Origin of the sequence: Pontiella desulfatans (genome assembly GCF_900890425.1) — a bacterium.
Classification (GTDB): Bacteria; Verrucomicrobiota; Kiritimatiellia; order Kiritimatiellales; family Pontiellaceae; genus Pontiella; species Pontiella desulfatans.
The window spans coordinates 163,581-183,529 of record NZ_CAAHFG010000005.1 but is presented as its reverse complement, the minus strand read 5'-3'; the positions used below and the strand labels follow the sequence as shown (position 1 = coordinate 183,529).

At 55.3% G+C, this 19,949-nt stretch carries 17 protein-coding genes; 8 read left to right on the top strand and 9 right to left on the bottom strand.

The genetic code is table 11. The annotated features are described in order from the left end of the window. Positions 1–72 precede the first annotated feature (72 nt). Positions 73–822: a PEP-CTERM sorting domain-containing protein gene (locus E9954_RS31085; protein ID WP_136083208.1), complete on the bottom strand. Its 750-nt coding sequence runs from the start codon at positions 820–822 to the stop codon at positions 73–75. Between the two features lie 301 nt (positions 823–1,123). Here E9954_RS31085 and E9954_RS31080 point away from each other — a divergent pair, with 301 nt between their 5' ends. Beyond that, on the top strand, positions 1,124–2,647 hold the full coding sequence (locus tag E9954_RS31080; RefSeq protein ID WP_168442720.1) for a sulfatase: 1,524 nt from the start codon (positions 1,124–1,126) through the stop codon (positions 2,645–2,647). A gap of 135 nt (positions 2,648–2,782) precedes the next feature. Next, positions 2,783–4,894 (top strand): beta-galactosidase, encoded by a 2,112-nt coding sequence (locus E9954_RS31075; protein ID WP_136083206.1) that lies wholly within the window; start codon positions 2,783–2,785, stop codon positions 4,892–4,894. A 340-nt stretch (positions 4,895–5,234) separates the two neighbouring features. On the opposite strand, the gene E9954_RS31070 is transcribed toward E9954_RS31075, so the two are convergent. Further along, positions 5,235–6,290 (bottom strand): uroporphyrinogen decarboxylase family protein, encoded by a 1,056-nt coding sequence (locus E9954_RS31070; RefSeq protein WP_136083205.1) that lies wholly within the window; start codon positions 6,288–6,290, stop codon positions 5,235–5,237. A 75-nt stretch (positions 6,291–6,365) separates the two neighbouring features. On the opposite strand from E9954_RS31070, the gene E9954_RS31065 reads away from it, so the two are divergent. Next, positions 6,366–7,268, top strand: coding sequence for a helix-turn-helix domain-containing protein (locus tag E9954_RS31065; RefSeq protein ID WP_136083204.1), 903 nt, complete (start codon positions 6,366–6,368; stop codon positions 7,266–7,268). A 277-nt stretch (positions 7,269–7,545) separates the two neighbouring features. On the opposite strand, the gene E9954_RS31060 is transcribed toward E9954_RS31065, so the two are convergent. After that, entirely contained in the window at positions 7,546–8,598 is a 1,053-nt protein-coding gene (locus E9954_RS31060) for a uroporphyrinogen decarboxylase family protein (RefSeq protein ID WP_136083203.1), read from the bottom strand. A 76-nt stretch (positions 8,599–8,674) separates the two neighbouring features. Beyond that, positions 8,675–9,751, bottom strand: coding sequence for a fatty acid desaturase (locus tag E9954_RS31055; RefSeq protein WP_136083202.1), 1,077 nt, complete (start codon positions 9,749–9,751; stop codon positions 8,675–8,677). A gap of 106 nt (positions 9,752–9,857) precedes the next feature. On the opposite strand from E9954_RS31055, the gene E9954_RS31050 reads away from it, so the two are divergent. From E9954_RS31050 to E9954_RS31035, 4 genes are all read left to right on the top strand, one after another. Beyond that, the gene (locus E9954_RS31050; RefSeq protein ID WP_136083201.1) at positions 9,858–10,784 is read left to right on the top strand and encodes a helix-turn-helix domain-containing protein; all 927 of its coding nucleotides are present in this window, start codon (positions 9,858–9,860) and stop codon (positions 10,782–10,784) included. 34 nt (positions 10,785–10,818) lie between these two features. Beyond that, positions 10,819–11,004, top strand: coding sequence for a hypothetical protein (locus tag E9954_RS31045; RefSeq protein WP_136083200.1), 186 nt, complete (start codon positions 10,819–10,821; stop codon positions 11,002–11,004). 13 nt (positions 11,005–11,017) lie between these two features. Then, positions 11,018–12,151, top strand: a complete 1,134-nt coding sequence (locus tag E9954_RS31040) for a GntR family transcriptional regulator (RefSeq protein ID WP_136083199.1) — start codon at positions 11,018–11,020, stop codon at positions 12,149–12,151. Between the two features lie 553 nt (positions 12,152–12,704). Beyond that, the gene (locus tag E9954_RS31035; RefSeq protein WP_168442719.1) at positions 12,705–14,135 is read left to right on the top strand and encodes an MFS transporter; all 1,431 of its coding nucleotides are present in this window, start codon (positions 12,705–12,707) and stop codon (positions 14,133–14,135) included. A 134-nt stretch (positions 14,136–14,269) separates the two neighbouring features. Here the strand turns inward: E9954_RS31035 and E9954_RS31030 are convergent, their stop codons facing one another. From E9954_RS31030 to E9954_RS31020, 3 genes are read right to left on the bottom strand one after another with little or no spacing between them, the layout of a single operon-like run. Further along, positions 14,270–14,902, bottom strand: a complete 633-nt coding sequence (locus E9954_RS31030) for a hypothetical protein (RefSeq protein WP_136083197.1) — start codon at positions 14,900–14,902, stop codon at positions 14,270–14,272. Between the two features lie 4 nt (positions 14,903–14,906). After that, positions 14,907–15,971 carry a hypothetical protein gene (locus E9954_RS31025; RefSeq protein ID WP_136083196.1) on the bottom strand — a complete coding sequence of 355 codons (1,065 nt, stop codon included), beginning with the start codon at positions 15,969–15,971 and terminating at the stop codon, positions 14,907–14,909. Between the two features lie 10 nt (positions 15,972–15,981). Next, positions 15,982–16,293, bottom strand: a complete 312-nt coding sequence (locus E9954_RS31020) for a hypothetical protein (RefSeq protein WP_187357973.1) — start codon at positions 16,291–16,293, stop codon at positions 15,982–15,984. Between the two features lie 162 nt (positions 16,294–16,455). On the opposite strand from E9954_RS31020, the gene E9954_RS31015 reads away from it, so the two are divergent. Next, a protein-coding gene (locus tag E9954_RS31015; protein WP_407947718.1) for an IS3 family transposase occupies positions 16,456–17,576 on the top strand; the annotation gives its coding sequence in 2 pieces (ribosomal slippage) (positions 16,456–16,719 and positions 16,722–17,576; 1,119 coding nt in all). A gap of 277 nt (positions 17,577–17,853) precedes the next feature. On the opposite strand, the gene E9954_RS31010 is transcribed toward E9954_RS31015, so the two are convergent. Beyond that, positions 17,854–18,780 carry an ArdC family protein gene (locus E9954_RS31010; protein ID WP_136083195.1) on the bottom strand — a complete coding sequence of 309 codons (927 nt, stop codon included), beginning with the start codon at positions 18,778–18,780 and terminating at the stop codon, positions 17,854–17,856. A gap of 258 nt (positions 18,781–19,038) precedes the next feature. Next, a complete protein-coding gene (locus tag E9954_RS31005; protein ID WP_136083194.1) occupies positions 19,039–19,479 on the bottom strand; it encodes a JAB domain-containing protein in 441 nt (146 codons plus the stop codon). Between the last annotated feature and the right edge of the window lie 470 nt (positions 19,480–19,949).

Below are 19,949 nucleotides of genomic sequence, written 5' to 3'. Positions count from 1 at the left end.
CCTCTCCTTCGGTTAAACCGGAAGCCCTTTCCGATCATTAATTGCTATTATCTATTGCCTCTTCTCCCGACGTCACATCATGAAGCGCCGCCGAATAAACAGCACCGTACCGCCAACCGCCGCAACCAGACCCAGCGTTGCGGGTTCGGGAATCACGGTAAACGTCGTCGAAGAACCATCATAACTGGCCGAAATGGACTCTCCGCCAACACTCGCCATAATACGGTCGTTCGCCAAACCCGTCTTGTTGCCGGCAACCGTCAAAACCGAGCTGTCCGCCATATAGATGGTACCTGTGCCTTCCTCCCTGAACGTGAAGAACGTATTAACCGTAATGCTCGCGTCCCCACTCAAGTATGCGAGCCCTTCACTGCCGTTCATACCCACCGCAAAAACATCGGAAACCATCGAGCCGCCGGTCATATAGAGCGTTCCGGTATAGCCAAGGCTGTCCCCGCCATCCGATCCCAAACGGAAAGCACCACCCACCGTCAGGTTCGCCCCGCTCTCAATTGTCAACTCCCCATCTTTCCCCGGGGTTCCCTTGCCCCCTCCAAGAAACAGGTTGCTGACCGCCACCGTGGTGTTCATCACAGGCCAATCCAGCTGCGTATTGGAAAAAATCGCACCGATCAAAACATTGTCATCGGCTCCGGGGGCTTCCGACGGCTGGCCGCCGTCGCCCCACCACCAGTTCGCAACCCGGTCCCATTCGTCCGTGTCGTCGCCATGAATACTCGACCAAGCATACTGAGATGCCTGCACATGGGTTGCAACCACCGCAAACAAAACCACCATCATCGACTTCACTGGCTTCAACATCCGCTCTCCTTTTCCATAGCATTACAAAAGAAGCAACGTACTACCTACGCCGCTTTGTAATTACTATCTATAATACTAGGAAGCCATTGTCAACAGCTCTTTTGACATTAAAAACCGCTGAAACTCGTATGATATTACCAAAAACTGAAATCCATGCCCCACTCCCAATTTATTGGCCACCCATTCGCACGACACAATTCAACGTCAATACACCGTCATAATCGATAGAAACACCATTGACATCCTCCATATTACTGTTTTTCATATGGCAACAACAAACCAACGACAGAAAAGGAATTCTATGAGTCCGTTCCGCCTCACACTAAGTACCGTGCTGATCGCCGCAACCATAGCGACCGCCGCACCGCCCCCCCCCAACATTGTTTTTGTGCTGGCCGACGACCTGGGCTGGACCGACCTCGCCTGCTTCGGGAGCGACCTCTATGAAACCCCCAATCTGGATAAACTGGCCAAACAGGGCGTCCGCTTTACCGATGCCTATGCCTCCGCCCCGCTCTGCTCCGCCACCCGCGCCGCCATCCTGTCCGGCTTCGCCCCCGCCCGCCAGCACCTCCACGGCGTCACCCCACACAAACGGACGGAGAAATATGAAAGCAGCTTTGCCGATTATGAATCGTGGAACGTCGAACCCAAGCTGCGCAGCGCGAAGGCCCTGAAAACCGAAATACCGGTTCAGCTCGGCCAACTGCCGCTCGCCACCATCACCATCGCCGAACGCCTGAAGGAAGCCAGCTATGCCACCGGCTACTTCGGCAAATGGCACCTCGGCCCGGACGACGACAAATATCCCGACAAGCAGGGATTCGATATCAACATCGGCGGAACCCACTACGGCTGGCCGCCCAGCTATTTTTCGCCCTACAGAATATCGACCCTGCCCGACGGCCCCAAAGGCGAATATGTGACCGACCGCCTGACCGATGAGGCCTGCGCCTTCATCAAACAATCAGCCAAAGCTGAAAAACCCTTCTTCTGCTATCTCTCGCACTTTGCCGTGCACGGCCCCTGGCAGGGCAAACCGGACGATGTGGAACACTTTAAGAAAAAGATCCGCCCCGGCATGGCGCACAAAAATCCGCACTATGCCGCCATGATCAAAAGCATGGACGACAGCATCGGGCAGTTGATGGATCAGCTCAACGAACTGGGACTCGAAAAGAGCACCATCATCATATTCACCTCCGACAACGGCGGCATCCATTTCACCAAGCCCGAAACACCCGGCACCATCGAAGGCTTCGTGACCGACAACGCTCCGCTGCGCGGCTCCAAAAGCACCACGTGGGAAGGCGGCATCCGCATTCCGCAGATCATCCGCTGGCCCGGCATCGCCAAATCCGGATCCGTCAGCAAAGAACCGGTGGTCTCGACCGACTTCTACCCCACCCTTCTCGCCGCCGCCGGACTCGCCCCACAAGCGGACCATCCGCTCGACGGTATCGACCTTAAACCGATCCTACAGGGAAAGCCATCCAGCCGAAAGCAGCTCACCTGGTTTATGCCGCACTACATGGCACTCGGCATGCCCGACGAAATGCCCTCCTGCGGCGTCATCCGCGTGGGTGACTGGAAACTGATTAAGCTCTTCGAAGGCGGCTATCGCCTCTTCAACCTGAAAGACGACATCGGCGAAACCAAAAACCTGGCCGCCGCCATGCCCGAAAAAACCGCGCAACTGGAAAAGAAACTCATGGCAGAACTCAAACAGCAAAACGCCTTCATCCCCGCCGTCAACCCGGACTTCGACGAACAGGCCTTCGAAACATACCGCGCCAAAATGAGACAGAAAAATTTTGGGGAATAAACCTAACTGGAGCATATTAGACGGGATTAACGCAGATTGACATGATCAGGAATACAGGTGGCGGGAACTGATAAATCATGTAGATCCTGTCCGATACAGCGTTCGCACAGTTGCACGGGAGACTTTACGAGGAAAATGAAAACAAATCATCCATTTATATTCGGTGCGCAGTATTACCGCGCTCCAACGCCCGAACCGGAATGCTGGGAATCCGACCTGCAGCGCATGCACGAGCTGGGCTTTAACCATGTTAAATTCTGGGTGCAGTGGCGCTGGAGCCATCGCGCGCCTGATCGCTTCGTGTTCGACGACATCGACCGGCTGATGGATCTCTCCGACAAAAACGGGCTGTCTGTTACCCTCAACACCATCTTTGATGTCGCCCCGTCGTGGGTGCTGAAGGAATGGCCGGACTCGCATCCGGTCACGGCCGACGGACTGCCGGTGTTGCCGCGCGCCTTTTGCTTCCGCCAGATCGGCGGCTTCCCCGGCCCCTGCCTTAACCATCCGGAGGCCAAACAGGCGCGAAATCACTTTCTGGAAACCACGGTCAAGCGTTACGCCGATCATCCGGCCATGGGCATGTGGGATGTCTGGAATGAGCCGGAGCAGAATTTTGTAAACCGCCACCCAACCGTCGATAAACTCACCTGCTTCTGTCCGCACTGCCTGGCCGGATTTACGGAAGAACTGAAAAATCAATACGGCACCATCGAAGCACTCAACGCCGTATGGGGCCGGTGTTATGAAGACTGGGACGAGATTGAAGCGCCGCGCAACGGGCAGACGATCAAGGATTTTATCGACTTCCGCCGCTACCAGCTGCGCGTCATGGAACGCGAAGCAAAAGCGCGCCTCGACTGCGTGAAAGCCAACGATCCAAATCACCCCGCCTACCTGCATGTGGTGCCCAACACCATGCGCATCTTTAATTCGGTAACCGGCGTCGATGACTTTGCTATGGCCGAGCCGTGCGACCTCTTTGCCTCCACCTCCAACGGCGGGGCCATCTGGCCGAACCAGCTGATCTCGGCCGGGCGCGGAAAAACCTGTTACAACGTCGAAAGCCACCTCAATGCCGGACAGATTTCCCTGCACCAGAAACCGCTGGAACTCGACGATGTACTCAGCGACCTGCTACCGCAGATCGGCGCGGGGGTAAAGGGATTCCTTTTCTGGCAATATCGCCCGGAAGTACTCGGCACCGAGGCCCCCGCCTGGGGACTCGTACGCCCCGACGGCTCCGATCGCCCCGTCACCCGCGCTGTGCAGCAATTCGGCGAAGCGCTCGCGCCCTTTATGCAGCAACTGATCGAATGCACGCCCGAACCCGCGCAGGTGGCCATCTGGAAAAGCACGCGCAACGAACTGTTTGAATTCTGCGCGCGCGGCGACCTCAGCCGCCTCGCCGATCACATCGAGGGCTACCGCATCTGGTTCCGCAAACACAACATTCCTACCATCAACATCAACGATGCCCTGCTCGAACAAAGTGCGCTCGACGGTATCAAGCTGCTCGTTATGCCGTCCTGCTACTGCTTAACTGAAGCAGAAGCCATCGCACTCGATCAATGGGTACGCAACGGCGGAACGCTGCTGTGCGAATCCCATCTAGGGGCCTGGAACGAAACCGCCGGACGACACGAACGTACCGTGCCCGGTTGCGGACTCGCCTCAACATGGAACCTGCACGAAGTCGACAGTTGCGCCTCCATCCACCTGAGCGATTCCGTCGGCGAACCAATGGCCGGAGGCATCAACCCCGATGTGGCCAAGGCACTCGGCGAAGAAGGCGGCGGTCTCTATTTCCCGATCACATTGAACAGCGGAGAAACCCTGCTCGGCGCCGACACCTTTGCCGAGCTGACCAACGGCGACTGGACGCCCATTGCCAAACACGACGGAAAAACCGTCATCGCCACCCGCGCCATCGGCAGCGGAACGGTCTTTTACTGCGGCACCAACCTGGGTTGCACACTTGACCAATGCCCCGAAGCCGCGAACAGCCTGCTTTTCCAAACCATGGAAAAAGCCGGCGTTTCCTCCCCGCCCCTCGTAAAAGCCGACCCCGGCATCCAGTTCGATATCCTCTACCGGAACGAAGCCCCCGCCTTCATCGTCCTGCAGAACACCGGCAACGAACCCGCCACCGCAAATCTGGATGGACCCAGGAAAGGCCTCTTCTCCGGCAAGACCGGAAGCTCCATCACCCTCACCCCCGGAGAAACCGATCTTTTTCACACATAAAGAAGCCGGCCCTGAGGATTAATGGCACTGACTTAAGGGGTTTTCCCAAAGAACTGGCCGTTCGACGGGGCAGGCAGGACGCATGCAGTACATTTTTTACCGCAAGCTTCCAGCGGGCTCCATGCAGCCGCCAAGATGGGGGCGATACGAAACGTATCGCAGGCGTCCCGCCTGCTTCCCGCAACGCAAATTGTGCTTAAGTCAGTGCCATTAGCCCGGAGAAGCGTTCCACGCAGCACGGTGGTTGTCTTGCGCGGGCTCAGACTCGCGTCGCGCCGTGTTCTTCGGACGTGATCCACGCGATCAAAGCGCCCATCCCCAACAGCCCCGACGGTTAAGATCAGGCTTTGTATTGCTGCACGGCCTCAATCAGCGCCGTGACGTTTTCGACCGGGGTGTCGGCCTGCGCGAAGTGACAGGAGCATGGCAGGTAGCCATCGGGGCCGAGCTCATCCAGACATTGTTTCGTTTCGACAGCCACTTCTTCAGCGGTTCCGAACGGAAGAATTTTCTGGTTTTCCACGCCGCCGTGAAAAATCACCTGATCGCCATATTTGGCCTTCAATTCTTTGCAGTCCATGCCCGGACAAACGTGCTGAATCGGGTTGAGCACATCAATGCCCGCCTCAATCAGGCGCGGAATCAGCGGCTCGGCAGCACCGTCGGTATGAAAAAACACCTTCGCTCCATAGGAATGCGCCAGATCGCACCAGACCTTGAGGCGCGGGAATATAAATTCATCAAATGCCTCCGGCGACATAATGAGACTGTTCTGCGATCCCACATCGTCGCTGATAAACAGCATATCGATTGCGCCGTCGGCCGCCTCGAAAAAGCGGCGTACCATTTCGCCCTGTGCTTCGGCAATATGGTCCAGTGCCGCATGCAGGAATTCCGGTTCGGCAATGGTATCCATCAGCGCCTCTTCAAGCGACCGCATAGAGCAGTAGACCTCAAACAATGAGATCCATGGGCCGAGGGTAACAAATTCTTTGGCGAGCATCTTCGCTTCGGCCGCGGCGGTTTCATAATCAAAATCATCGGGATTCGGCCAGGGATAGGCATCGAGCTGTTCGACCGAATCGAGTTCGAGCAAGGGATGAAAGGAAACCTCGCCGTATTCAGCATTTTCGTTGGCCTCGACCATTTCAAACCCGACGCCCCAGTGATTGACCTGCTGATGTTCGTTGGGATCTTTCAACACCACGCCCTTGCAGGGAATGCCGAGCCACGCGATTTTATCCACATCCAGCTTGCGGTAGACATCGAGTTCATCGTCCACGCCAAGCTTTTGTTTAAATTTTTCCACCAGCTCCGGCACCAGCCAGATATCCACCGGCACCCGGTCCGGTGTCTCGCGATTCAATACAGCCAACACCCGTTCTCTTGCATTCATAATCAATTCCTTCCGATTTAATCAGGATAACAATATAAACCTGTTAAATTATTTTTCTTGGTATATTTTTACCTGATGAATCGTAAAAATTTACAGCTGACCAAATCCCCGGTTAAGGCCAATGCGGCGGATCAATTAAAAAAAACGGGACTGGCCGTGGAATATTTCCCGGCCTTTGAACAGAAAACGCATGAGTTCCACACCCATAATTTTGTCGAAATGCTCTTCGTCATCAACGGAACCTTCCGACACGTCACCGCCGATCGGACTGTTGATGAAACCGCCGGCGGGCTCACCATCCTCAACTATAACCAGTTCCACACCCTCAAAACGCCGAACGGACCGGTCGAACTGATGAACGTCTATTGGGACCTGAAAAAACAGCCCGTACCTGACCTGCCCGATCCGCTGGCTGCACGCCTGCAGGACCTGATCCCGATACACCCCATGCTCGGTCACCGCCTAAACCGCATCCGGCGCCTGCACGTACCCGACCCCGGACGCTTCACGCAAATCCTGCACCTTCTCCATCGCGAACAGCAGGCATCGTCCCAGGGAAGCGAAGCGGCCATCGAGACCCTCTTCAGGCTGGTGCTCATCGAACTGTGCCGTATTGCACCGGCCGGTCTCAACCCGCCAGAAAACGAAATCAATCCGCGCATGGAAACGGTGCGGCTTTATCTGGAAACTCACTTCGCGGAGCCCATTCGGCTGGATACCCTCTGCGAACTGTCCAACCTTCGGCAAGCCAATCTCTGCCGGCAGTTCAAAGCCTACACCGGACTCTCCACCGGGAACTACCTGAAACAGCGCCGCCTCGCCGCCGCCCTTCAAAAGCTGCGCACCACCAGCGACAAGATACTCACCATCTGCCACGACTGCGGCTTTTCCGATATCTCCAACTTTAACCGCACCTTCCGAAGTGCATTCAGCACGCCCCCCTCCGAATACCGCAGACAAAACCACCCGCCCGTTTAACAGTCCCAATGACTGAAATCCTGTGCCGTAAAATCCCTACTCCCCCCTCTAACGCTTTCTATTATACGCATATTTCGAACAACTGATGCTTTAGGAAGGAACCAGCATACCTGTTTGAAAACGAGCCATTCCTCCGGCACCGCTTCCCTCACGTTGTTCGGGTAAGCGGTCTCTACACCATGGGGTATCATTTTATGTGTAGAGAACGTTTACCTGAGGAACGAAGGAAACGTTGCATAGCGAATCGATTGAAAGGCAATGCTTAATCTCTCACCTATTACTCCCCCCTCCACTCGCGGACGGCTTCGCACATGGCGATCCAGTTGGCCGGCTCGGTGTAGTCGGAAATCTGATTGCCGGTTCCGATGGCGATGCCGCCGTTTCCATTACCGATGCGGTCGAGCAGGTCGAGGACATACTGCTTAACCTCTCCCGGCGTGTTGAGCGTCATGATGTTCATTTCGATTCCGCCGAAGTTGCCGATACGGTCACCATAGCGATCGACCCAGACATCAAAGACGTCAATGGCATCTTCGTTGGAATGTTTGGCTTCGATGCCGACCCCGTCAATGATATCGTCCATCACGTCATAGATTTTCCCGCAGGAGTGCAGCAGGAACGGTTTATCGTACGAATGAACGAGATCAACAATGCGCTTGTACTGCGGCAGAACGTGCTTGCGGATATCGTCCGGCTGGATCAGCGTGGAGGAGCGGAAGCCGAGGTCATCGCCGAAACGGCAGACCGCAAAGCTGTCGGCATGGTTTTCCAGCAGCCATTTCCACAATTCAAACTGGAGATCGCCGACCCGCTGCCACAGCGCTTCGAACGCTTCAGGCTCATCCACCTGCAGGAAGGCGAGCTCCTGGAACGTCGTGAAATCCTGCACGGTTTCAAATAGCCCGTTTCCAATGCCGCCGACCGCTTTCATACCTTCAGGCAACGCTTCACGCAGGGCGTCGTAGTGAAATTCAAAGTGCGCAAGAAACTCCGCCGCTTTCTTTTCCCAGGGATAGGCCTCGATATCCTCCATGGTTTCTATCAGTGCCGGCGCGTGCCCCATCAACGCGGCACCATTCTGAACCACCCGGACGACCGGGCGCTCGAACGGAATTACATCGTACCCCAGCTGGATGCCGCAGCGGGCGATCCGGCGCTGCGCCTCGACATGGTCTTCATAGCTTGACTCCAGCAACGGCATGACCGGCTCGTTGATGATCTTTTCCACGACGCTCGGATCAAATCCGTGTTCATAGAGCGGCAGGCGCTCCGCTTCCTTGTTATACGCCGCATCGACCATATGCCGGTAGTCCGGTTCGAATTTTTTCACTTTATTTCCCCTGATTATGGCAGCACAGCCGCCTGATTACTATTACACGATCTACGAAAAAAGGCCTTTCAACCCTTCACCCCTTTAACTCTTTAACTTTTAACCTGTTCCCTTCATACGCCACAAATTCGTTCTTCGGCCGAGCATCCTTCTCCTTGGCGATGGCGAACATTTCCTTCCAGCAGTCGATCATACTGAGCGGTTCCGGCAAATCATGCTTCAGCAGTTGGTGCAGCTTCGGCAGATTGCGCGACGGCACCAAGGGATAGATGTGGTGGTCGATGTGGTCGTCGAGGCCCCAGTAGAGCAGGTGCACCAAGGGTCCCACCTTGACCGAGCGGGTACAGAGGCGCTGATCGTTTACATCGTAGAGTCGCGTGATGTGCTCCGTGTTATGCCACAACCCTTCGATGGGTGCACCGATCTGCCAGGCAAGGGTGATAAACGCGATCAGCTCCCAGCGCCCGAATACGATCGCCACGGCAACGATGACCAGATGAAACAACAGGATGCCGAGCGATTCGCGGCGGATGGCGGCATTCTCTTTGTCGGTACAATGATCGGTCATCATGCGGTCTTTCTGTCCGCGCACCCGGTTGATCTGCGTGGCGATATCACGGATCAGGGTTCGAACGGCACCAAAAACGAGCAGCGATTTGACGGCATATACCAGGACCGAGCGGACAAACTTCGTATCGAAGACCTCCGGCCAGTCCGTTTCGGGATCGATGCCGCGCACCATGGTATAGCGATGGTGCAGCTGGTGCGATTTACGGGCATAGGTCGGGCTGTTCCACATCAGCGCCTGAACCAAACGAAAGAACGGCTCACTAAACCAATCAAAGTTTTTGGCAAAGACGGTGCTGTGCTGCAGCTCATGACCGATCGCCACCCAGAAGCCATAAAAGAAATAGTAGCCGTAAAGCGAAAGAATCACCAGCCACAGGCTATAGCTTGCAGCCCATAAAGTCGCCGCAGCGGTCACCGCCAGAAACGACATAAACAGGCCGACGCGCCACAGGCCATTCCACGTGCTGCGCTCCGACAGCTGCTTGATCACTTCCTTATCGACGTCCAACCGTTTCCAGTTGCGCCCTTCATGGTTCCACTCAAACTCCGAGAGTTCCTCGCGGGGGGTAAATTCCAAAATCATTTCAAATCATCTCCATTAATAATGATGGTTTTATACTCCCGCCCTTTGAGATTGTCTTTAGCCTGACCGATCATTAATGTATCATTTTCGACCAATGGACTAATTCATGACAGCACAAAACATCCCCGGCGAACTGCCACATACCGCGCCCGCGCCCGCGTCACAGGAACGCCTGCTATCGCTGCGTCCCTATGTTCGGGAGGCGCAGGAGGGCTTTCGACCAACCTGGCAGATCAAACCCCGCAGACTGTTTGATTACCTGCTGGTTCATCTTATCGAAGGCTCCGGCGTTTTCACGATTGATGGAACTCGGTATACCGCGAGCGAAGGCGACCTGTTCTGGATTCCGCCGGACGCCTTGCATGAACTGCGCGGCGATGCCCCGGGCACACGGCTTCAATATATCCACTTCGACCTGATCTACGACTCCGCCCGCAGTCACTGGAGTGCCCATATCCCGGGCGGAACCACCGATCTTACCGCCTGGCCGGATCTCATGCACCCGCCCATCGACGATCCCATCATCGGAAACTGGTGCGGAAAACTGGAAGGCTATAATTCAGCCCAGGTCGCGGAACTGCTGCACCGCATTATCCTGGAATATAACCGGGCGCAGATCTCCACCCTTCCCGTTGCCGGCGGCGTGCTGCAGCTGATCGGCCACCTGCTCGGCAGCCGCCACAACGATTCCCCGCTCGACGCGCGCCACGTGAAGGCCATCGAAAACGCCATGCGTCACATCCAGATGCACAGCAACGAGCAACTCAACATCGAAACCCTCGCCCGCCAGCACGGTCTCAGCCCGACCCACTTCCGGCGGCTCTTCAGGGAACACTACCGACAAAGCCCGCGCGACGCCCACCTCGCCGCCAAAATGCGCCGCGCCGGCGACGAGCTGATCTATTCCGACCTCTCCATCTCCGAAATCGCCGACCGGCTCGGCTTTACCAACGTGCACAACTTTTCGCGCGCCTTCCGCAAAGCCATCGGCCAGCCCCCCACCGCCTACCGTGCCGGCCGACCGGTTGCATAACCCAGCATTACGGGTTGGATTGATGGATAACCGGATGGTTGGATTATTGGACACAGCTGAATCGCATAAAAAAAACAGGTATCATGAACCAAAATCTGATCCTGTCTTAATTCGCAACCATCCAGCTATCCAAAGCCCCATCAATCCATTTACAATCCGTAAGATTGCGGCCCTTGACGACAACGGGATTTTTGTCATTGATTTTTACTTATTAATATGACAGATTATCAAGCATGAACATTACAAGACTCTATGGCCATCCCGTTACACGCGAGTCAGGGCACCTGCCGCTCGCGGACCAGATTTATGATATCCTGCGCGAGGAAATCCACGCAGGTCGCTGGAAAGTCGATGAAAAGATGCCCAGTATGATGACCATTGCCGGCGAATGCCAGGTCAGTCGCATGCCGGTCCAGCAGGCTGTTGAGCGCCTCGGTGCAGAAGGGTATTTGAGGCAGGAAAACCGCTCGGGGGTCTATCTGGCCTCCATGGCTCCCGAAGGCCGCAGCCCCATCGGCACCATCGGTATCCTCCTGCTGGCCGACTCCGAAAATGAACGGGAACTCGACTTCCTCGCCTTCGAACAAAAACTGGTCCACGCCTTCATGAAAGAGGCGGCGGACGTCAACTACCAGACCAAGGTGGTCTATGTCAGCGCCAAGGACAACCACGAGGACCTGAACAAGGCCGGCTACCTGTTCGATGAAAAAGTAAAGGGCATCATCTCCCTCTTTCCGTTCCACCGGCCTCTCCAATCTACCCTGGCCCCGGATCGGATCCCGCTGGTCTTCTGGTGTGAACCGGATCATCGCTGCGCCCCCTGCATTGCCAGTGACTATGAAGCAGCCTTTTATCACCTGACGAACAAAGTCATAGGAGAAGGACACCAGCACATCAGTCTGGTGCCCTGCCCGATCCTGACCCCGCATGTAAAGGATTGCTATATCCGGGGCTACCGGGCCGCCATCCGGGAAGCTGGCCTGGAGCCGCATGAAAACCTGCTCGACGCCCTTTCGCAAACCAGCCTGCGTGACACCGCCGGACTGACCAAGGCCCTCGAAAAAACCAATGGAACGACCTGTTTCCTGAGTATGTCGCTCGCCCGCTCCGAGCAGTTGATCAGCGCCCTTCAGCTCCTCAAGCGGGATGTTCCTAAAGATATCAGCGTGGTCAGTGCCAACCCGACATCCGACTACAGCATGCCCAATGGAAAAATGCTTTCCGGTATCGGCTTTTCGCCCGAACATGAGATCGGCCTCTGCATCCAGTTCCTGCGTCAACAGATGATTGACCGCCGATGGAAACTCAGCACCATGCTCGCCGCCCCGTTCTTTGTGGAAGGTGAGACACTGGCTCCGCCGGCGTAGCCCTGCGGATATGGATGGCCGGATAACTGGATGACTGGATTCCTGACAAGATCAGGGTTCCACCCCTGCCGCCGCTCTTGTGTGCAGACCTTAACCCCTCTACGCTTAAGGCACAAAGAACTCAAACGTCGTGTTCTTCGTGCCTTTTGTTTAGCGGAACCTTCCATGGAAGGACGACCTCTCTTTTTTACGGTTAAACCTCGGCTAGCCGATGAACTTGTCCGCCGTAGTCTTGACGAAGGAGAAGCTCAGGCCGGCACGGCCCTCTCCTGAACATACTTTCTTTAATCTGTCGGATTCGTGAGGTAGGGCTGTTTCGACGAAACTGCCGCCCGCAGGGAGGACCGATCCAGCGTGCGGACGGCTCGGCGAGCCATCCCTACCTTTGAGACTTGCGACAAACAAAACCGAAACTGCTCCAGCAGGAACGCTGCGGGTGGTAAATAATTCCTTACAGTTTCACCCGGCCCCAGAATAAATTCCTTTCGCGTTTGCCTTCGATCCTGAACAGGTATAACTTATTATGATAATTTGTCATAAGCAATGGAGCCACATGAAATCATCCGATAAAGCAAACCGTCCTTCCCACTATGTATCCCTGCCGAAAAAGATCGCTTGGGGGCTCGGCGGTCTCACCAACGACATGGTCAACGCCCTAATGTTGCTTGCTATGCCGATTTTTTCGCTCGGACTCGGCGTGAAAGCCACCTGGATCGGGATTGCATTGGCCCTGCCCCGCGTCTGGGACGCTATCGCCGACCCACTGATGGGACACATCAGCGACAACACCCGCTCGCGCTGGGGACGGCGGCGCCCCTACATCCTGCTCGGCGGCATCGGGGTCGGCCTCACCTTTGCCCTGCTCTGGATGCCCAACACATCGTGGAGCGAAGCCGGACTGCTGGCGTGGTTCATTGCGATGAGCCTGCTTTTCTTCACCTTTTTCACCATGTGGAACATTCCATGGATGGCGCTCGGACTCGACCTGACACCGGACGTGCAGGAGCGCAACAGCGTACAAGCCACGCGTAGCATGTTCGCCACAGGCGCGGCCTTTATTATTCCATGGATCATGCCGCTGGCTATTTACTTAGGCAAAGGCCATGAGGTCGCCGGCGTTGCCGACGAGGTCATCGGCGTCCGCACGGTTGGTATCATCGTGGGCGTCATCATGACCCTCACCGCCATTATGTCCGCGTTTTTCTGTAAAGAATCGCACACCACCGCGAAAGCGGCTCCGAAGATCTCCTTCCTGAAATCAGCCAAATATACCTTTAAAAACAAGCACTTTATCGGACTGTGCGTCTTTACAGCGCTATTCTGCGGCGGCGTCGTGATGGTTGGCGGCATGGGCTACTATATCAATGTGTTCTTTGTGTACGGCGACCTGCCGATTCAAGAGGCCAAGCAGGCTGCGTCCGAGATCATGGGCTGGGGCGGGACGGTCGGTGCGGTCGCAAGCCTGGTGGCCGTACCGATCATCTCCTGGTTTGCCAGTCGCTTTGGGAAAAAACAAACCCTGATCGGCGGAATCGTCCTGATCGTCATCGGGCAGCTCATAAAATGGTTTTTCTTTGTTCCGCAAAACCCCTTCCTGCAAGTCTGGCTCTCCATCCTTATCTACCCCGGCCTCATCCTGGTCTGGACCATCCTTCCTTCCATGTACGCCGACATTTGCGACCGGGATGATCTCGAAACGGGTACGCGTCGTGAAGGTATGTACAGCGCCACCTCCGCCTGGCTGCTCAAAGTCGGCGTCACCATCGCCATGGCCGCCAGCGGATGGCTCATCAACGTTGCAGGAATTGTCGATAGCGCCGATGTGCAGACCCCGGAAGCGGTGTTCAACATGCGGCTTCTATTCACCCTGCTGCCCTCCATCTTCACCCTGGTCGGCGGCTTCTTCGTCTTCCGCTACCCCTTCACCGAAAAGGACGCAGAACGGGTCAAGGAGCAACTCGCCGAACGCCACGAAACCGCATAATCGCAACGAGTCCGGTAGCCCGGTTGGATTTGAACTTAGGGTGCCCACAACCCCATAACCCATTTTTCGTCAGCAAAAAAGAAGGGATGGGTATTCCACCGCCTTCTTCCCGGCGGCCTAGGCCGCCTTGCGCCTTACCAACGTTGTCCACCATGGGGTGGGTTCTTTTTTGGTGCTGGATTTAGCCACTTCCGCAGTCGGCGCAACCGGTCTAGTTGCATACGATCCAGTTGCTCCCCGATATGGCCATCCAGCTTCATTGGCATAACCACAACCAGAGTGTGGTCATTCCGGAATACCAGGGGCATAATCTCACCATCCAATTTCTGGATATGGATCTCGCCGTATTCATCATGCGCAATAGGTACTAGCTTTGGGTCAACATAACAACCCAGCGCCGCACCGATCCACATGACAAACCGCGGGCTTTTGCCTACGGCGCTGTATGTCGACTCAGGTTCCAGACCCGGGATTATTTTCCGGTATGCTGGATAGCGGACCTTCATCGGACTGGGCATAAGCCGGATCTCCCGGCTGTTGTTTACCTTAATCTCATACAGACCTGGCTCCACCTTGATCCGGAACAGGTCCCGACGCAGGCGGAGACCGTCGCATCCAACCGCATAAACCCCGGCCTTCGTCTTTTCAACGAGGATATAATGGAGTTCCGGCCGCATCTTGTCTTTTCCGACACACGCAAGCAAAGAGCGCATGCGGTGGAAATCGGGATCACCCCGATCTCCATTTTTCAGTTCTATTGCTTTCACTTTATTACCTCTCGCTTTTGTCTTCAGTTTCGATCCGGCTGAGAACATCGCGCTGAACACCGTCGATAACAGGCACGATGCCTGTTTGCGAGTCATACAGAGTTAACTGGACCAACTCATCGAGATATTCGTTCAGGCTGCGTTCAAGGACCGGACGGTTAACGCTGACGGTGTGCCTATGGTCAATGAGATCAGCCGCAGTCAAACCGATGGCCAGCCACCAACCCGCACCTTTCACAAACTTACCGCCAACACGTGCGCCTCCGGCCAGCAACCTGTCACCACCGGCCTTAACCACCAGACTCCGGAGTTGCCCGCTTCCGACCTTTACGGCCTTGGCCACGGCAATACCGCTGCCAGCCATCACCGCTTTAGTGACGACAGGCACCTGTCTTCCATTCTCAATCGACAGTGTTAATCTCGACAGCCCTTCGAGGTACTGCGGCCAATCGGCCTGCGCAATCTCGAACTCAGCCTCCAGCCCTGATAACTGCTGACTCAGGGACTGGAGGTAAAACTCCACGCTCACACGGCAAATACTCTCAACTTTAAGCTGAGCGCTTGAGGGATGAAGAACCCGTGCGGCATACGCCTCACTTACCACATCCTCCAGACGCTCTTCCGCTGTCGGTTGCTGTCCGGCAATGGCTTCAACAAGTACCGTATCTGCCAGATGGTATCCCAGCGCACGCAACTCAAGCGAGTTGGCTGTAAGGTAACTGAAATACCAGTCACAGAATTCGACATTGCGACGGCGCAGGCCGTCAACCCAATGCCGGACCGATTCCTCTGCATGGCGCGCAGCTTTATCCCTTGCGGAAACTGCTGCGGCCCTGACACGAAGATCGATCTCACTCATAGATACCACGCGAACCGTTTGCTTGCGCGGAAGCTCCGTATCTGGCTCCTGGCGACCTCCACTGCAAAAACGCAGTGAGACCAGCACGAACACCACCGCAGCCGCCACAGCGAGTTTCCATTGGAGGGGAAAGCACAATCGGCGACGAGATGGTCGATGTTGCTGCGGGGGATAGTCATCATATTCTCCGAATTCATCTTCTTCATACATGACTCTCTCCTCAGTATTCGCTCGGAAGCAAGATGGTCGTTGCAGACCGGTCCGCTTCCGTTATTACCCAGATACGAACTCCATCCTGCAGACGGTATGCCGACAGAATGCGGAGATCATCTGCCACGGCTTCGTCATTGCTGACCTTGTCCTCTTCGACCAAGTCTCCCCAGTCGCCCAAAGCATGGCGGACAAGGAATTCACTGGCGTTATGTCCTGCAGATTCAAGAGCCGCCAACGCACCCGGTGTCGACACGATTTTACCCATGCAGAAGGCTCGCATGCCACTGGATGGGCTTTGTTCTATGGTTGCTTCACTCATTGTTATTCTCCTTGTTTGTTTAGTTGTTAAATTAAAAGGGGCCGCCCTGCTGTATGCAGGACGGCCCCAGCTTCTTCGTGCCAGTGCGCTTAACCCCGATTTTCGGACCACCGGCTTAAGTGGAACCTGCGTCCTCAACATGGTACAAAAGGACGCATGGAAATGGGAAGAAAACGAAGAACATTCACGGACAAGTTCAAGGCCAAGGTGGCGATTGAGGCCATCAAGGGCGTGAAGACATTGGCGGAGCTGGCATCGGAATATCAGGTCCATCCGAACCAGATTTCGGATTGGAAGAAGCAGTTGCTTTCGAATGCGCCGGATCTTTTTGCATCGGGGAAAAAGAAGCAGGCTCAAACGGAAGAAGAGCTTACGGCTCCACTTTACGAAGAGATCGGGCGTCTGAAGATGGACGTGAAGTGGCTCGAAAAAAAGCTATGAGCCTGCCGCTTTCAACGCGCCGCAGCTGGGTGGAGCCCGGCACCGATTATTCGGTTCGGCGGCAGTGTAGGCTCGCAGGCGTCCCCAGATCGGGCTTCTACTACGACCCCGCCCCGGAAACGCCGGAGAACCTGCTTCTGATGCGTTTGATCGACGAGCAGTATCTCCGGCATCCGGAGTTCGGCTATCCACGCATGACGGACTGGTTGCGTGATCAAGACTATGATGTCAATCACAAGCGGGTCGCCCGCCTCATGCAGCTGATGGGGATTCAGGCCATCACGCCCGGTCCGCACACGAGCAAGCCCGCCCCGAGGCACAAGATCTACCCTTATTTGCTGCGCAATGTGGACATCGAACGGGTGAACCAGGTTTGGAGTACGGACATCACCTACATCCCGATGCGGCATGGATACATGTACCTGACCGCCGTAATCGACTGGTACAGCCGCTATGTGCTCGCCTGGGAGCTCTCAAGCACCATGGAGAGCACGTTCTGCGTTGATGCGCTGGAGCGTGCGCTGACGCAGGGGAATCCGGAGATATTCAACACCGACCAAGGAAGCCAGTTCACCTCGAACGCCTTCACCGGTGTCCTGTTAAACGAGAACATCACCATCAGCATGGACGGGCGAGGCCGGGCGTTGGACAACGTATTCATCGAACGACTGTGGTGGTCGGTGAAGTATGAGAAAATCTATCCCGCATGCTATGCCGACGGGCATGCGTTGCATCGGGGCCTTGACAGCTATTTTAAATATTACAACCACGAGAGGAAGCACAGCGCTCTGGACAAACGCACCCCCGCCGAGGTATTCATGGAAGGAGCAGTCAGAACATGATCGCAAGTGATGCCGTCGCTGCGCTCCGCCCTCGGCCCTCCGGGCCGCCCCTTCGGGGACGGGCTCCGCTCCGCGACGGCATCATGGAAGGGCGGCTCGTTGGCCGCCAGAACACGGAACAGGGAACCGCAGGTTCCACCTTAAGTTCACCGATCCGTGGTTTAAGATTGGGGGTAGGCGCACAGTCAGGCGCTTGGCGGAAATGAATAAGGGCACCCCGAATACGGCAATGGCCTGTGTTCAGGGTGCGGAGGTTCGCGGTGTGGTGATCAGGCCTTCACGCGGCAAGCTTCTCAGCCACTACGCCCTCAGCAACCGGTTCAGCAGCGGGTGCTTTGATTTCTAGGTTACCCAATACATAGTCATAGGCTTTTTGAGCCTGACTACCGGCGGTGATCAGCATCGAAGGCTCAGCCTTCAACCTCGCTAACCAACCTTTCAGATAGGCAGCAGAGTTCTCCTCGGTCTTCGGCAAGATACCGCAGTGCCCGCAGAGGAAAGCTGCGCCAAGTTCAGCAACAAGCTCTTCTTTGGCATACGGGTCACTTCCGAACCGGTTAGGCTCCATGATGGCTTTACGGGCCAATCTCTTCGCTGCCCCGGTGGCATGAACACATTCGTGAAGGAGGGCTGAAAAATAACTCTCTCCACTGACGAATGTTTCCGGTGACGGCATACTGACCGTGTCGGTCGGCGGGCAGTACGATGCCTGCCTCCGGCCATGTGCAACACGCGGCGGGCACGGCATGTTGCGGATAACGGCTTCGGCGTTCTCAATGGGTGTATGCACCCGCTTCGGCACTTCCACCACTGGCACCTTGCCATCAAGCCCTTCGCACTGGTCAGTGTTCCATACTCGATAATAGCGCAGCATCGCGAAAGACTTAGACTTGCCGTCACTGCCAACGGCATCACCCCTCGGCTCCACGATCTTAAAAAAAACCACAGGCGAGCCCTTCTCCCCCGTTCTGATTTTTCCGCCAAGGGCGTTTACCTGCTTGAGCGTTAGCCACCATTGCGAAGTGAACCCCATCATATGGAGAAGGAAGACGTTCACGCCACGGTAGTTCTTTTTGCTGACCAGATTTCGCGGCATCATCGACACCGAGGTCCACGGCTTGTGCCATGGCAGCTCACCGATCTCGGTTATGCGATCTATCATCCGTTGTGTGATGAGCTGATTAATTTTATCTCTTCCATTCATACTTACTTATCTCCATACGCAACAAGCCACCTCCCACAACGGGGAGGTGGCTTGTTGCTGGTTCGTTGTTAGTCTCCGACCGCCCCACACAGGGCGTGCCGTCTTCGTGTTTCCTGACGCCTGGCGTCTGCCTCCAGCGTCTGGCGCTTGGCGGAAAAGGGTAAAGGGCCGCCCGGATGGACGACCCTTGCAGTGTGACAAACTTTGGAACGCGTTCCAAAAGTCTGACTTGTTTTGGAACAGTGTTCCAAAGCTGAACTAGAACTTGACCAGACCAGATTCCTTCAGGCTTAGGTGGTCATCTCCCGCTGCAATTATAAGGTGATCTAGCAGTGCGATTTCCATAATCCTCCCCGCCTCGATCAGCTTCTTCGTCACCTGAAGGTCCTGGGCTGAAGGGGCTAAGTCGCCACTTGGATGATTATGGGCCACCAGAATACTCTTGGCCGAATCGTTGATTGCCACCCGGTATAATTCTCTCGGTGACACCAGCGTGCTGTCCAGAACCCCGATCGAAATAATATGGCGATCGATGATCTGGCTTTTACAATCCAATGTTACGCAAATAAATGTTTCCTGCTGGAGCAGGCTGAGGCGAAGATCTTTCAGATATTCCGCCGCATCAGCAGGCTTAGTGATCTTCGGCCCCGGTTCTCGATCCTCTTTTACGGCTAATTCCGTCGTTAATTGCATGATCATATGAATCTCCTTTATGTGTTTAATGAAATCGGTGTGGAGATAGCCTGATCACAGGAGTGAATCGTGATGATGTGTAAGGCAAATTACATGGCCAGCATGCTAACTTTTAGCATAAACCCATTTTCAGATTCTGAGTTCGGGTTCTGATTTTCGGATTCCGGAGGATGACCTGAAAGGGGGCTAAACACCAATTCCCTAAGAAACTCGAGTTTAGCCCCATTCCCATTGGTTAAAATGACGGTCAACCGATGGACTTTCAGGACAATTCAGAGACCATTGAGACAATAAACGGCTCCAAATCAATTGCATTCGCGGTCCCTCGTTACAAAAAAAGCCCACTCGTGCCCGAAAAAAACAGAGATTCGTGGACTTGGATTTTTTCAAATCCAGAATTCTTGTTCCTCGAGAACCAACTTTAGCATATTCAATATGTGCATGGATTATGTGACAAGAGCCTCTCGTCCTGTAGG